Here is a 14,300-nt window from a genome sequence, read left to right on the forward strand (position 1 = left end):
GTTATCAATTATAATAGATAATTGCCTTAAAAGCTTGATTAAACTTTTCGGTTTGGTATTGTGGCCAAAAGGGGAGTTGGTTATTGGCTATCTATGCGCTAGCTATTGGCTATCTATTGGCTGTTTATTGGTTGTTTATTGGCTGTTTATACGCAGTTGAAGTCTCGCTCTGCTGTTGCTGCAATCTCGCTACCCATAGCACCATAGTGCCCATAGTCTCATCCATAGCGCACCGATTTCACTAAAACGTATTCACCCCGGTATTCAACCACGTATTCAATCGTTTTAGGCATTCTACAGCGCATTTCGCCACTAAGGTTTACATAAATTTAAGACTAAGCTACGAGACATAGGCTAGCGACCGCGTGACTTATTTTATAATTAACAGATTAATGTGATTTGTCTCTCTTTTTAGTTTTCCCATGTCGTTTGCCAACTCTACTTCGCCGCTTAAATTTGCTATTTTGATTTCTGGTCGTGGTTCCAATATGCAGGCGATTGTGCAGCAATGCCAACAAAATCCTCAGTTACAAGCGACGGTAGTCATTGCCAACAAGCACGACGCTTCGGGGTTGCATTGGGCCCAAGGGCAGGGGCTAGAGACAGCCGTGTTATCGCACAAAGACTATGCCACTCGCCAAGCATACGATGTCGCGCTAATGCAGTTAATCGATAAGTATGAGGTCGATTATGTGTTGTTAGCGGGCTTTATGCGTATTTTAAGTGCCGCATTTGTGGCGCATTATGCCGGCAAATTAATTAATATTCATCCTTCCATTTTGCCGGCCTTCACCGGGCTAAACACCCATGAACGTGCTATCCAAAGCGCCGTCAAAGTGCATGGGGCCACCATTCATTATGTCACTGCCGAACTCGATGCAGGGCCGATTATTTGCCAATCGGTGGTTCCAGTTAAGACCGACGATACTGTCTCGACTCTCGCGCAACGTGTGCTAGCCACCGAACATACGATGTACGCAGCCGTGGTTAATTATTTAGCAAAAGGCAGTTGTAGTCTAATCGAGGGGCGTACGCATTGGCATAGAGCCGAGCAAACTTTGTTTATGCATCCTGACCTTTGCAAAGCAACACCCGCGCGTTAATGTTCAGTATGTGTCTGCACAGTATCCGTCGCATAAGCTATCCTAAGTCTATAAACGCCGCATACCATCCTTAGACAGATAAACACGCACCCTCTACCTAGCTCTCAACGTATTTATATTTGGATGTCATATGACCAAACAACATTCTTCTGCTCCTAAAAAACAGCATAAAGCGAACCCAGAGCCGCGCTCTAAAACGGCGTTACGTCTTGAGCAAATTAGCGATGTGCTCGAGCAAATTCTTAAATTTCGTTTTGCGGCGGATAGTGTCCTTTCAAAATGGTTTCGTGAACACAAAAAACTGGGCGGTCGTGACCGTGCCGAGGTGGCCGAAGCCGTATTTGATGTCTTGCGTCATCTTAAACTTTATCGTTATCTAGCGAGCAGTGGTCAGGGTCCACAAAATCGTCGCTTGGCTATTTTAGGCTGGCAGGCCAGTCAAGCCGAGGCCTTTAGTACTGAGGGGTTGAGCCCTTACGAACAAGAATGGCTGCAACATATTGCGCACCAAGATATCCAAAGTCTACCGTGGGCGCTGCGCTATAGCGTACCTGATTGGTTAGCCGAATATTTACAAGATATTGAGCAGAGCGATGCGTTAATGCAGCAACTCAATCAAAAAGCCACCTTGGATTTACGTGTTAATCCCTTGCGCTTGACGCGTGACGAGGCGCTTCAACAAATTCAAGAGTTATATGACCAGCAGGCTCAGGCCACCCCGTTTTCACCTTGGGGCGTTCGCTTGACCACTAATCCAGGTCTGCAGCAATGGCCACTTTTTAAAAACGGTAGTCTTGAAGTTCAGGATGAAGGCAGTCAATTATTATGCTTGTTGACTGCACCGAAACGCAATGAACTTGTCATTGATTTCTGTGCCGGTGCGGGTGGTAAGACCCTGTTATTGGGCGCCATGATGCGCTCGACAGGGCGCTTATACGCTTTTGATGTCGACGAAAAACGCCTCGCCAAAGCCAAACCACGGTTGGCACGCAGTGGTCTCTCAAATGTCACCCCAGTGCTGATCAAAAATGAAAACGACACCCGCGTAAAACGTTTGGCCAGTAAGGCGCACAAGGTCTTGGTTGATGCCCCTTGTTCTGGTATTGGCACCTTACGTCGTAACCCTGATCTAAAATGGCGCCAAACCCCAGAAAAACTACAACAGCTGCTTGAACTACAGCAGAGTATTTTGCAAAGTGCTAGCCGTTGCGTGATGCCGGGTGGCCGTTTGATTTATTCAACGTGTAGTTTGCTGGCGCAAGAGAATCAAGAACAAATCAAGACATTCTTAGCCAATCATCCCGACTTTACGATCTTGGATATTCGTGATGTCTTGGGCGATAGAGCCGCGTCATTACAAAGCGATAATAATGGCTTTTTACAATTGCGCCCAGATGTACACGGTACGGATGGCTTTTTTGCGGCGGTCTTAGAACGTAGCAAATAGGCGATGCTTGGCCAGAGTCTGTGCCACTTTCACGCGCAGCAGAAGCCATTAATGGCAAAAGAGGGCAATAGAGGCATGTAATTCAGAGCACAGAGAAGTACTAAATACTGGCAGAGCCAACATGCGCATGAAGATCTTTAAACGTTGCTTGAGCGTTTCTTAATTGCTTCTTAAGCGCACCCTAAAAATCGAGTGTGCAACATCTCAGCGTAGGATACTTGAAGCCAAATAGTTAGCCTGCAAGACTTGATTGTCGTCAGTATTATTTGATTATTTTTCGTTATTTGTCTTTAATTATTGCTCTTTTGCCTTTATCTTAACCACATATACCGTTAATAGTTTTTGTCTTTAATTTTTGTATGATCTTAGATAATTTAAATCCACAACAATTGCAAGCGGTTACCACGGATTGGCAATATACCTTGGTGCTGGCAGGCGCCGGCAGTGGTAAAACCCGAGTACTCACCAGTCGCATGGCCTGGTTGATGCAAACACGTCGCTGCCCGGCTAGTGGATTATTAGCGGTAACCTTTACCAATAAAGCCGCCAAAGAAATGCGAGCTCGTTTAGCCGCCATGCTGCCGATTAATACGCGCAGCCTGTGGGTGGGCACTTTCCATGGGCTCTGCAATCGCCTGTTGCGAGCACATACCCAAGAAGCGGGGCTGCCGCGTAACTTTTTAATTCTCGATAGTACTGATCAGCTCTCAGCCATTAAACGCCTACACAAAGCCATGAATCTCAACAACGAGAGCATGGCGCCCAAATCGCTACAGCATTTTATTAATCGCCAAAAAGAACAGGGGCTAAGAGCGCAAGCGCTCACGGCACATAATGCGCATGAACAGCAAGAGATTGAGTTTTATGCCAATTATGAAGCGCAATGCCTTAATGAAGGCGTGGTGGATTTTCCGGAGTTGCTGTTACGTTGTTATGAGTTACTCCAGAATAACCATATTTTGCGCGAGCACTATCAAGAGCGTTTTAAACATATTTTGATAGATGAATTCCAAGACACCAATGATATGCAATTCAAGTGGTTGCAATTATTAGCAGGAACCCAAAATAGTATTTTTGCCGTTGGTGATGACGATCAATCGATTTATGCTTTTAGGGGCGCGAATGTCGGTAATATGATTGCCTTTGAGCGTAATTATGCCAAAGGGCAAGTGATTCGCCTTGAACAAAACTACCGTTCGACCGCGCATATTCTTAATAGTGCCAATCACTTAATCAAAAACAATAGTACGCGATTGGGTAAGGATCTGTGGACGGCACAAGGTGAGGGCGAGCCGATTCGAATCTTTGAACTCGAAGACGAGCAAGACGAGGCCAAAACCGTGGTCGCTGAAATCCAACGCTGGATAGTGGAGCAGGCTCTACCACGTCGTGAGATAGCGATTTTGTATCGCAGTAATGCACAGTCTCGTGCCCTAGAGCATGTCATCTCCAAGCAAGGTATTCCTTATAAGATTTATGGCGGTACGCGCTTTTATGAACGTCAAGAAATCAAACATGCCATGGCCTATTTGCGACTAGCGGCCGATATTAACGATAATAGTTCATTTATGCGCGTCGTCAATTTTCCGGCGCGAGGAATTGGTACGCGCACCTTAGAGAACTTGCAAACGCTCGCCGAACACAAACAATCGAGTCTCGCCGCCGCGATTGCCGATAGTGAAAATGCCGTCAAAAATAAACTGGCGCCTTTTTTAAAAATCATTAAAGAGATCCGTGACGCCGCCCAGGAACTGCCACTCAATGAATTGATTGCGCACGCCATAGAGGTCAGTGGTCTTAAGCATTATTATCAATCGCAAAGAGAGGGGCAAGAGCGCCTCGATAACTTACAGGAGCTGATCAATGCGGGTATGGTTTTCCAAAATGAAGAAGGCTTTGGTCAAGCTAAAGCCCTAGAAAACATTGCCTATCAAATTGATGCCGAACAAGAGCCCGAACAAAGCAATGCTTTGCTTGAGTTTTTATCACATGCGTCATTAGAATCCGGTGACAATCAAGCCGAAGCTCATGAGGATGCCATTCAACTGATGACTATCCATGCCGCTAAAGGCCTGGAGTTTGATGTGGTGTTTTTGGTGGGCCTCGAGCAAGGCTTGTTCCCTCATAGTCTCTCGGTCGAAGATCCTAAAGCCTTAGACGAAGAGCGACGCCTGATGTATGTGGCGATTACCCGAGCGCGCAAGCAGTTATATATGAGCTGGGCTCATTGCCGTATGTTGTATGGGCAATCACGCTATAGTAAAGCTTCTATGTTTTTTGAAGAGTTACCTGAGTCATCACTGCAATGGCTGACACCCAAATACACGGGTCACAGCGGTCGTCAGGGCATGAATAGTGATGATTTCTTTAGTAAATTTTCAGCGTCGTCTTCCCGGTCAACAACGTCAGCCAGTCGTAGTCATGCAAGTTCTGGCGTGGAGGTTAACGGTCAATTCTTTAAGGTTGGGCAGACCGTCAGACATAGTCATTTCGGTCAGGGAGTGATTATGCAGATTTCTCACCAAGCGGCAGATGTTTTTGCCAGAATCTTTTTTACGCAAGTTGGTGAAAAAAACATATCCTTGAGTATTGCTAAATTGGAGATTTTATAAATTGCGTGGCTTGTCTATGAACGCTAACTTTTGTTGTAAAAGCGCTGCACTCCTATTGGGCTTAGGTGCTGTATGTTTATTGAGTGCTTGTGCCCCGCGAGGTTCAGATAAATCGATTGATCAGCACTCAGGCATCCAAGTCTACGGTACAGTGGATGCGGGTTACGGCATCCAAGAGCGACGTAGCCATCGTTCCTCTAACGCTAAGTTACCTAGCCGCTCAAACCAGTCTAAACAAACAGGTGTTTATGCCTATTAAGCTATTGACTTATAAGGATTTATAAGCTAATATAGTGAGCTTATTCATCCTCTGGTAATTATCAAGTTGGGTGCTTGATACATGTGAGCATAGCTACATGGAGTGTTTCGTTACGTATGATGAGTGTGGAGTTCAAATGAATTTAATTCAACAACTAGAACAGGAAGAAATTGACCGCCTTACTGGTGGCAACAAACCTACCGAATTTAACCCAGGCGATACAGTGATCGTTAACGTAAAAGTGGTCGAGGGTAATCGCCAACGTTTACAAGCCTACGAAGGCGTGGTTATCGCTAAACGTAACCGTGGTTTAAACTCATCTTTTATTGTTCGCAAAATCTCTTCTGGTGAAGCGATCGAGCGTACCTTCCCATTGTATTCACCACAAATTGCTTCTATCGAAGTTAAACGTCGTGGTGATGTGCGTCGCGCTAAACTTTACTACTTGCGTAACCGCTCTGGTAAAGCCGCTCGCATCAAAGAAAAATTGGTACGTAAAGCCGTATAAATACCTGCTTTTAATTCCAGATCCAAAAAGCATTGGGTGCTGACCCAATGCTTTTTTTGTTTGTGTGGGTGCATGACTTCAGTGATTCAGTAAAGCCGTTATAATCGAAACAAACAGGTTAATATACACGCTTATGGATGCCAATCGCTTGAATACGAAACCTCCCACCAGCCCCAAATCGGTGCAATTTGATCCCAGCACTCAACCCTGGGTTGTCGCCAATACCTTACAACATCCAGATGGCAGTTCGAGCCTATTACCAGCGTTACATAGCCAAGATTTTAATCGCGATTTAATCGATCAAATATTCAATGCTGGCTTTATTTGGCACGAAGATGTCAATGTTAGGCAGTGGAATTATGACAAGCGTCATAGTGGTAATTTGGGTCGTTACATTCAAGCCGCCGTGCTTATTCCTTTAGTCATCAACGCCCAAGGGCAAACAGAGGTACTGCTAACTCTGCGCTCCAAACGTCTGAAAAACCATAGTGGTCAAATTAGCTTTCCGGGTGGGCGTGTCGAGAGTACTGATTTGAGTAATCAGGAAGCTGCCATTCGAGAAACCTACGAAGAAGTTGGCGTCGCCAAAGAAAACATCGAAATTTTCGGCCAAATGCCGGAGTTTTTGACAGGCACGGGCTTTGTCATCAAACCCTATATTGCTTATATTAAACCTACCCAAGCCTATACCATTGACCCCAATGAAGTCGAAAAGACAATTCTCGTGCCCTTAGATTATATTTTGGATCCCAACAACCACCGTTATTACAGCACTGAATTGGGACCCAAATTAATTCAACATTATTATGGAATTGAGTGGCAAGATGCGGAGGGTAACCGCTTTTTAATCTGGGGGGCTACAGCGGCCATTTTGCGCAATCTCTATCAACGGTTGCGCCAAGGCATGGCCCAACAGCAAATTCATAATGCGCCTTAGCACGCTAACTTTATAGGCAAATTCGGCTTAAATCATCTACAATAATTGGATATGAGTACATGCATGCGTCTGTTACAAAATAATAGCCATGCTAGAATGTACGCTTAATTCAATTCAAGTACAAAGGGAACAGCATATGGATGATAAGCACGCCGATGGCACTCCTAACCCAGCCAAATCTAATGTTGCTGCAAAAACGCCAAACCAATCTAGCCAATCCTCAAGAGCAGATAGCACTCAAGCGACTGCGCCAGCGGCTAATCCATCAGCCAGCTCTTCTGCTGTCTCCAAAACAGCCGCAGGCAAAGGTGCCGATATCCAAAAAAGTCAAACACCTAAGCCAAGCATACCGTCCAACCCAGCGAGTCCTGCTAAATCAGCGAGTACGTCTGGCACTGTAAGTAGTAGTGCACAACCGAGCAGTGCAACGGTCAAGCCATCTGCTAGTAGCGCTAGTTCAAGCAGTGCTAGCAGTTCCAGCTCAAACCGTGTCAACCCACCAGCGCCTAAGCCTGGCACTAGTGCGCCAGCCGCTGCCGCCGCTAAGTCAGCGAGTGCTAGCAGCGTTGCAAGCGCCGCTAAGTCCAGCAATGCACCCAGCGCGCCGAGCCCGACGAGTAATGTCTCTAAGAGCGCAAGTGCGGTGCCACCTAGTGCCGCCGCTAAGTCAGCATCTAACGCCGCCGCTAAATCAGCGCCTAACGCTGCTGCTAAAAGCGCCTCCAAAGTCGCTTCCAAAACGGCCAGTGTCAATACCGCCAAGGCGGATACTCAGGCCAAAATCAATGCCGAAAACAAAGCCAGCGCGAACGCACCTAAGAGTGGTCAGACGCCGCCACCCAACAAATCTAATCACAAATCCAAAAGTGGCGGCAGTAGTGCCGCATGGATTGCTGCTTTGGTCGTGGTCTTAGGCTTGGCAGGTGCTGGTTACTATTATGCAGATGATATTAGTCATTGGGCTAAGGGCTTGACCGGTCAATCACAATCAGAAAGCACCACGTCAGCCGCCGATAACTCCGAGTCTAACCATCCTGATAATGCCGACCCAGCTAGCCAACCCGCTGCCGCTGATGATAATGCAGCCAGCACGTCAGACAACACATCTGAGGCTACAGAGGCCGAGAGCACAGACCCTAATAGCGCCACAGAAAATACCGATAATAATGCTTCTGAGGCGGACGAGAACAATCCAGATACGGCGACGGCTGCATCGACCGAGGATACTACTGAGTCTGATGACCCAGAGGCTTCAGAAGCCTCCGATGAGCGTTCTCAGAGCGCTGTCGAAGGTGAGACTCAGGAAACTCAGCAAGCGACTGCAGATTCGAACGTTTCGGGCACGCCTTCCCAAGATACCGAAAAAGAGCTCCAAGAACTGCGTCAACAAGTGCAGGCACTGAGCGCTCAGGTCAAAAACAGTCAACGCTCGCGTGAAGACAGCTTTGTACTGAATGATGTTAAGCGCTATTTGCAATTTGCGGATAACGAATTACAAATCAATGGCAATGTGGCTAATGCCGTCAATATTCTTGAACAAGCCAAAGCGGCCGTCAGTACCACACATAGTCGTCTTTTTGCTGCCCTACAAGATGCCATCAGCGCCGATATTGTCACGCTCAAATCAAGCCAATCAGGGGCTACCTCTGAGCTCTATAAGCAAGCGCAGCAAATCGCTGACTTCTTAGAGTCTGCGCCCCTTAAAACGCCAGATACCGTCTCTCAACTCAAGGACAAAGAGCAAGCGGCTTGGCAAAAACATGATCAAGACATAGCTGAGCAGCAAGCTCAACAACAGCAGGCGCAGGCTAATCAAGAGGCGCAAGCGCCTGAGGCCGCGGCTGACCCACAAGCCCCTTGGTACAAAAAAACATGGCGGACAGTCGAGGGCTGGGGCAATAGTGCCTACAGCGCTGTCTCAGGTGATCTCAATGGCTTTATCCGCGTTGAAAAACTTAATGACCCTAAACTTGGTCTATTAACTGCAGATCAAGCGGGTCTAGCTCGCAAAAACTTGCAAATGCAATTGAATTTTGCGACTCAGGCCTTATTAAGTCAGCAACAAGAAATCTGGCAAGATGCCCTCCAACAAGTGGCACAAGGCATTGAGCGTTATTACGATAGTGAGCAGCCAGAGGCTCAAAAAGTACTTGAGCGCATCAAGCAGTTAGCCCAACAAAATGTCAAAGGTAATCTACCTAAACTCAAACAATCGCATGCCGCGCTCGAAGAAACCTTGCATCAATTGCAGTCTGGTCAACAAGCACAGGAGCAATAAATGAAATCACTCATAAAACTGGTTATTTTATTGTTCGTGGCAGTACTGATGGCAGTCTATCTCAAACAGAGTAATGGCTATGTCAGCATTGTCACGGGTGACGAACGTCGCACCATGTCACTGTTAGCGGCAGTTATTTTGTTGGTGTTGGCATTTGCTGTCTTATACTTTTTGATTCGCCTCTACAAAGGCATTACCAATACCCCTGATAACTTCCGTAGTTGGCGCCACAAACGACGTGTCCACAAAGAGTTGGACTTGTTCGAACAGGGTTGGGTGGTATGGTTAGAAGGGCGACATGCCTTAGCCGAAAAAGACCTCAAAAAATTACAGTCTACGTCCAACAGTAAAAGCCGCCAAACCGTGGCGATGCTAGCGCAAGCCAAAATGGCCCATGTTAATGGCAATACCGAGGATAGAGATAAGCTAGTTGATGATGCCATCGCCCAAAGCCTAGAGACACCACAACTGTATGATGCGGGTCTGACTGTCAAGGCCGAAATGTTGGTCGAAGATGGTCGTGGCCGTGAGGCCTTGCCGCTCCTAGAGAAGCTCAACGCCGACAACCCTAATCAGCTTAATATCCTCAAACTCAAACTGCGCGCTCATAAACAAGCTGGGCAGTTACGTGAAGTCATTAAATTGGCGCGTTATCTTCTCAAGAAGAAAAAAATGGACAAGCTTGAGGCTGAGCAATTGATTGAGCAGTCCGCGGCGCAAATCATTGCAGATCCAGAAGACCAATTATGGGAGTCTTTGTTCCTAAGTCTCAAATCACAAGAGCAAACAGCTGCACCTGTCGCCTTGGCGGCCGCACAGCGTTACCATCACAAACAAGATTACGCTCAAGAGTCCAAAATCTTAGAGGCTGCGCTCAAAGAGCATAAGGATCCGCGCTTACTCACGGCGTATGCTGAACATTGCCCAGAGAGTCAAACTAAGCATCGCCTCGAAAAAGCCCAAAAATGGCTCAGTATCGAGCGCAATAATCCACAGTTACTGAATGCAGCCGCCTATTTGTGCATGCTCTCCAAACTCTGGGGGCAAGCGCAAAGCTATCTCGAAAAAAGCCTGGCGCTTGAGCCGTCCAGTCATACCCACGCCTTATTAGGGGCACTTTATGACAAAATTGGCGAAGAGAAAAAAGCGCAATTGCACTGGCGCCAAAGTTCTGGCCAGGTCTTTAATGTGCCCGATATGCAGTTGCCTTTGCCAGCTGAACCCGATGATCTTAAAGATTTTCCTGGTGGTGCTGAATCTATGCAAACCCCTGTTAAAACCGTTAAGCCTAAGGGTAACTCTAGCACAGTGGTTTATCAGGATGCCGATGACGAATACTTTGATAGTGCGCCCATTCCAGGTCTAGAAATAGAAGACAACCAAACTAGTAAGCAAAAGGAAGATAAATGAGCTTAAAAAATGTCCCAGCAGGTTCTAAATTACCTGAAGAATTCAACGTTGTTATTGAAATTCCTGCCAACGCAGCGCCTGTCAAATACGAAATCGACAAAGAAAGCGGAGCGGTATTTGTTGATCGTTTTATGACGGCGGCAATGCATTATCCATATAACTATGGTTATATTCCACAAACACTATCTGAAGATGGCGATCCAGTTGACGTTTTGGTAAAAACACCGTTCCCGGTAGTAGTCGGTAGTGTGATCAAATGCCGCACAATTGGTGTACTGAATATGGAAGATGAAGCGGGTAAGGATGCTAAATTACTTGCCGTGCCTGTTGACAAGCTTTTCCCAGTTTACAAAAACATTAAATCAATTGACGATTTACCTGAACTTGAGCTTGAACAAATCAAGCATTTCTTTGAGCACTATAAAGACCTAGAGCAAGGTAAGTGGGTTAAAGTCACTGGTTGGGAAGGTCCAGAAGCTGCCAAAAAAGAAATCAATGCCAGTGTGGAACGCTTCTCTAAATAAGCAAACTGCATAGTGTAAGCGCTTAGTCGTTTTACACGGCCTCTTGGTCAATCTAAAGGTCTTCGATCATGATCGAAGACCTTTTTTGTTGGAAAGCTATCAATGACAGTCCCAGCGGGTTTAGCTGAAGATTAGGCGCTTTAAGCGTAGCAGCCATGAACGAGGCCATTAGACGCTTGTATAGAGGTAGCCGGGTTAGACAAACATCCAAGGTATGACTTTGCATGCCGTTACTAAACAACAAACCGCCAGTCTATAGCATATTCTAAGCTGATAAGTACTAGCAAATACAAGCGCTTCTCATAAAAAACCGCCTGCATAGCAGGCGGTAGGTTTATGCGGTAGCGTCAGAAATTAGGACAACTTACGAATCTGTTCACGGACTTGGTTGGCCAATTCGTTAAATTTATGTCGACGCTCTTTTTCTTGTTCAACCACCGCTGCAGGGGCCTTGGCCACAAAGGACTCATTATTTAACTTGCCATTGGCTTTGGCAATTTCTCCCTCAAGACGACTAAGTTCTTTGTTGAGGCGTTTGAGTTCTGCTTCCTTATCGATCTCAACCTTCAGCATGAGTTGATTTTTGCCAAGGCTTTGTACAGGAGCCCCCAGGTCAGGCAAGCGCTCTATAATTTCGACCGCTTCGAGTTTGGCTAGCGCTTTGAGGTATGGCGAAAAATCCTCTAATTGTTGGGCATCTCCAGTAGCAATTAAAGGCACTCTGAGCGCGGGTGAGAGATTCATCTCACCACGGAGCGCACGCACCGCATTGACGTGTTGCTTGAGTTGCGTCATATTCTCTGTGGCGTCTTCGTGGATAAGCTTATCATCCGGAAGTGGGTAGGGCTGGACACTAATGGACGTGCTATTGCCTTTGAATAATTTGCCACTGACAACACCTACGGTTTGCCACAACTCCTCTGTGATGAATGGAATGACAGGGTGAGCTAGACGCAATAGGGTTTCGAGTACCTGAATTAGGGTTCGATACGTGCCGCGTTTTTGGGCGTCAGTACCGTTTTGAATTTGTACCTTAGAAAGTTCCACATACCAGTCACAATATTCGTCCCAAATAAAGTGATAGAGTTGATCAGCGATAAAATCAAAACGATATTCGGCAAACGCTTTATTTATATTCTTCTCGAGAACTTGTAAATCGGAAACAATCCATTTATCGACAAAAGAAAACTCGGCATCACCACTGAGGAATTCTTGTCCTTCGAGATTCATGAGGACAAAGCGCGTGGCATTCCAGAGTTTATTGCAGAAATTGCGATAACCACCGACGCGTTGCAAATCGAAACTAATATTACGGCCTAAGGTGGCGTAAGCGGCCATGGTCATGCGTAAGGCATCGGCGCCATAGGCCTGAATCCCGTCTGGGAATTTCTTGCGAGTCGATTTGCTGATTTTGTCAGCCATCTTCGGATTCATCAGACCGTAAGTACGCTTTTTGACTAAATAGTCGAGCTCAATGCCATCGATAATATCGACGGGATCCAAGGTATTACCCTTGGATTTGGACATTTTTTGGCCCTCGTCATCAAGGATCAGGCCATGCACGTACACATCTTTGAAGGGGATTTCGCCCGTTAGGTGCATGCTCATCATGACCATTCGTGCCACCCAGAAGAAAATAATATCAAAGCCTGTCACTAATACATTAGAAGGCATGTAGCGGGCGAGATCTTTGGTTTTTTCGGGCCAACCCATGGTGGTAAAAGGCACGAGGGCAGAAGAGAACCAGGTATCTAAGACATCGGGATCGCGTTTGAGATCGCCTTGCACGCCAGCCTTGCGAGCTTGCTTGAGCGCTTCTTTTTCGGAATGAGCGACAAAGATCTGACCATCCTCACTATACCAGGCAGGAATTTGATGACCCCACCACAGTTGACGCGAGATACACCAATCTTGGATATTGTTAAGCCATTGATTGTAAATGTTTTTCCAGTTATCTGGATAAAATTTAATGCGTCCTTGATTGACCACTTCGAGGGCCACTTCGGTAATGCTTTTGCCTGGGTTATAGGTGTCCTCAGGGGCCGGTTTACTCATCGCCACAAACCATTGATCAGTGAGCATAGGTTCAATGACTGATTTGGTGCGATCACCACGAGGCACCATCAGTTTGTGTGGTTTGGTGGCCACTAATAACCCGAGTTTATCTAGATCTTCAAGAATTTTACGACGGGCCTCAAAACGATCCAGGCCACGATAGGCCGCAGGGGCGTTGTCGTTAATCTTGGCGTCTAGCGTCAAGATACTAATCGATTCGAGCTGATGACGTTGGCCAACCTGATTATCGTTAAAATCGTGCGCAGGCGTGACCTTAACCACACCGGTCCCGAAATCTTTGTCGACATATTCATCGGCAATCACCGGAATGGTGCGATCGACTAGGGGCAGATGCACCGTTTTGCCAATCAGGGCTTGATAGCGCTCATCCTCTGGATGCACCATGACGGCAACGTCACCCAACATGGTTTCGGGGCGAGTCGTCGCGATTTCGAGGTGGGTCAAACCATTACAAGGCTCAGTCAATGGATAATTAATATGCCATAGACTTCCGTCTTCTTCGACACTTTCGACCTCAAGATCAGAGACCGCGGTTCCTAAGACCGGATCCCAGTTAACCAGACGTTTGCCACGGTAAATCAAGCCTTGTTCGTATAACCGCACAAAGCTCTCGATCACGCCCGTCGACATTTGTTGGTCCATAGTGAAATACTCACGCGACCAATCGGCAGAGGCCCCCAGGCGTTTAACTTGGCTAGTAATAGTACTACCTGATTCTTGTTTCCAGGCCCAGACCTTATCGACAAAGGTTTCGCGACCCAATTGGTGGCGCGAGATGCCTTGGGCATCTAGCTGCCGCTCAACCACGATCTGCGTAGCAATACCCGCATGGTCGGTACCCGGAATAAAGGCGGTGTTGCAACCTTGCATGCGGTGATAGCGGACCAAACCATCCATAATCGTTTGGTTAAAGGCATGCCCCATATGTAAGGTGCCGGTGACATTGGGCGGTGGGAATTGGATGGTGTAGGAATGACCGCTCATGGGGGAGGCGGTTTGAACATACTGACCGACATCAAAGATCCCCATATCGAGCCATTTGTCATACCATTTATTTTCGATGGCTTTGGGGTCAAAACTCTTAGATAATTCTTGACTCAGAATTTTTTGATTCATTATTGCTAAAAACCTTTGCTATAGCTATAT

The 14,300-nt window shown here is 46.7% G+C and carries 10 protein-coding genes; 9 read left to right on the plus strand and 1 reads right to left on the minus strand.

The window, feature by feature from the left end:
- Nucleotides 1-422 precede the first annotated feature (422 nt).
- From purN to ppa, 9 genes are all read left to right on the plus strand, one after another.
- A complete protein-coding gene (gene purN / locus Q335_RS09625; RefSeq protein WP_038369624.1) occupies nucleotides 423-1,103 on the plus strand; it encodes a phosphoribosylglycinamide formyltransferase in 681 nt (226 codons plus the stop codon).
- Between the two features lie 130 nt (nucleotides 1,104-1,233).
- Nucleotides 1,234-2,550: an RsmB/NOP family class I SAM-dependent RNA methyltransferase gene (locus Q335_RS09630; protein ID WP_051532377.1), complete on the plus strand. Its 1,317-nt coding sequence runs from the start codon at nucleotides 1,234-1,236 to the stop codon at nucleotides 2,548-2,550.
- 359 nt (nucleotides 2,551-2,909) lie between these two features.
- Nucleotides 2,910-5,162, plus strand: a complete 2,253-nt coding sequence (locus Q335_RS0106775; RefSeq protein ID WP_028357969.1) for a UvrD-helicase domain-containing protein — start codon at nucleotides 2,910-2,912, stop codon at nucleotides 5,160-5,162.
- 16 nt (nucleotides 5,163-5,178) lie between these two features.
- Nucleotides 5,179-5,421, plus strand: coding sequence for a hypothetical protein (locus Q335_RS0106780; RefSeq protein WP_028357970.1), 243 nt, complete (start codon nucleotides 5,179-5,181; stop codon nucleotides 5,419-5,421).
- A gap of 136 nt (nucleotides 5,422-5,557) precedes the next feature.
- The gene (gene rplS / locus Q335_RS0106785) at nucleotides 5,558-5,929 is read left to right on the plus strand and encodes a 50S ribosomal protein L19 (RefSeq protein WP_028357971.1); all 372 of its coding nucleotides are present in this window, start codon (nucleotides 5,558-5,560) and stop codon (nucleotides 5,927-5,929) included.
- Between the two features lie 148 nt (nucleotides 5,930-6,077).
- Nucleotides 6,078-6,866 carry an NUDIX hydrolase gene (locus Q335_RS0106790; RefSeq protein ID WP_169733506.1) on the plus strand — a complete coding sequence of 263 codons (789 nt, stop codon included), beginning with the start codon at nucleotides 6,078-6,080 and terminating at the stop codon, nucleotides 6,864-6,866.
- Between the two features lie 136 nt (nucleotides 6,867-7,002).
- The gene (locus Q335_RS0106795; RefSeq protein WP_028357973.1) at nucleotides 7,003-9,144 is read left to right on the plus strand and encodes a uroporphyrinogen-III C-methyltransferase; all 2,142 of its coding nucleotides are present in this window, start codon (nucleotides 7,003-7,005) and stop codon (nucleotides 9,142-9,144) included.
- Nucleotides 9,145-10,554, plus strand: coding sequence for a heme biosynthesis protein HemY (locus Q335_RS0106800; protein WP_028357974.1), 1,410 nt, complete (start codon nucleotides 9,145-9,147; stop codon nucleotides 10,552-10,554).
- Nucleotides 10,551-11,078: an inorganic diphosphatase gene (gene ppa / locus Q335_RS0106805; protein WP_028357975.1), complete on the plus strand. Its 528-nt coding sequence runs from the start codon at nucleotides 10,551-10,553 to the stop codon at nucleotides 11,076-11,078. Before Q335_RS0106800 ends, ppa begins: the two co-directional genes overlap by 4 nt.
- Before the next feature lie 354 nt (nucleotides 11,079-11,432).
- Here ppa and Q335_RS0106815 read toward each other — a convergent pair whose 3' ends face one another.
- Complete coding sequence (locus Q335_RS0106815) at nucleotides 11,433-14,270, minus strand: valine--tRNA ligase (RefSeq protein WP_028357976.1); 2,838 nt, start codon at nucleotides 14,268-14,270, stop codon at nucleotides 11,433-11,435.
- Nucleotides 14,271-14,300: the final 30 nt, after the last annotated feature.

It is taken from the genome of Brackiella oedipodis DSM 13743, assembly GCF_000621025.1.
Lineage (GTDB): Bacteria > Pseudomonadota > Gammaproteobacteria > Burkholderiales > Burkholderiaceae_B > Oligella > Oligella oedipodis.

Excerpts from the sequence above, each read along its gene's own strand:
- purN (WP_038369624.1), top strand. The coding sequence starts at position 423 with ATGTCGTTTGCCAACTCTACTTCGCCGCTTAAATTTGCTATTTTGATT.
- Q335_RS09630 (WP_051532377.1), top strand. The coding sequence starts at position 1,234 with ATGACCAAACAACATTCTTCTGCTCCTAAAAAACAGCATAAAGCGAAC.
- Q335_RS0106775 (WP_028357969.1), top strand. The coding sequence starts at position 2,910 with ATGATCTTAGATAATTTAAATCCACAACAATTGCAAGCGGTTACCACG.
- Q335_RS0106780 (WP_028357970.1), top strand. The coding sequence starts at position 5,179 with ATGAACGCTAACTTTTGTTGTAAAAGCGCTGCACTCCTATTGGGCTTA.
- rplS (WP_028357971.1), top strand. The coding sequence starts at position 5,558 with ATGAATTTAATTCAACAACTAGAACAGGAAGAAATTGACCGCCTTACT.
- Q335_RS0106795 (WP_028357973.1), top strand. The coding sequence starts at position 7,003 with ATGGATGATAAGCACGCCGATGGCACTCCTAACCCAGCCAAATCTAAT.
- Q335_RS0106800 (WP_028357974.1), top strand. The coding sequence starts at position 9,145 with ATGAAATCACTCATAAAACTGGTTATTTTATTGTTCGTGGCAGTACTG.
- ppa (WP_028357975.1), top strand. The coding sequence starts at position 10,551 with ATGAGCTTAAAAAATGTCCCAGCAGGTTCTAAATTACCTGAAGAATTC.
- Q335_RS0106815 (WP_028357976.1), bottom strand. The coding sequence starts at position 14,270 with ATGAATCAAAAAATTCTGAGTCAAGAATTATCTAAGAGTTTTGACCCC.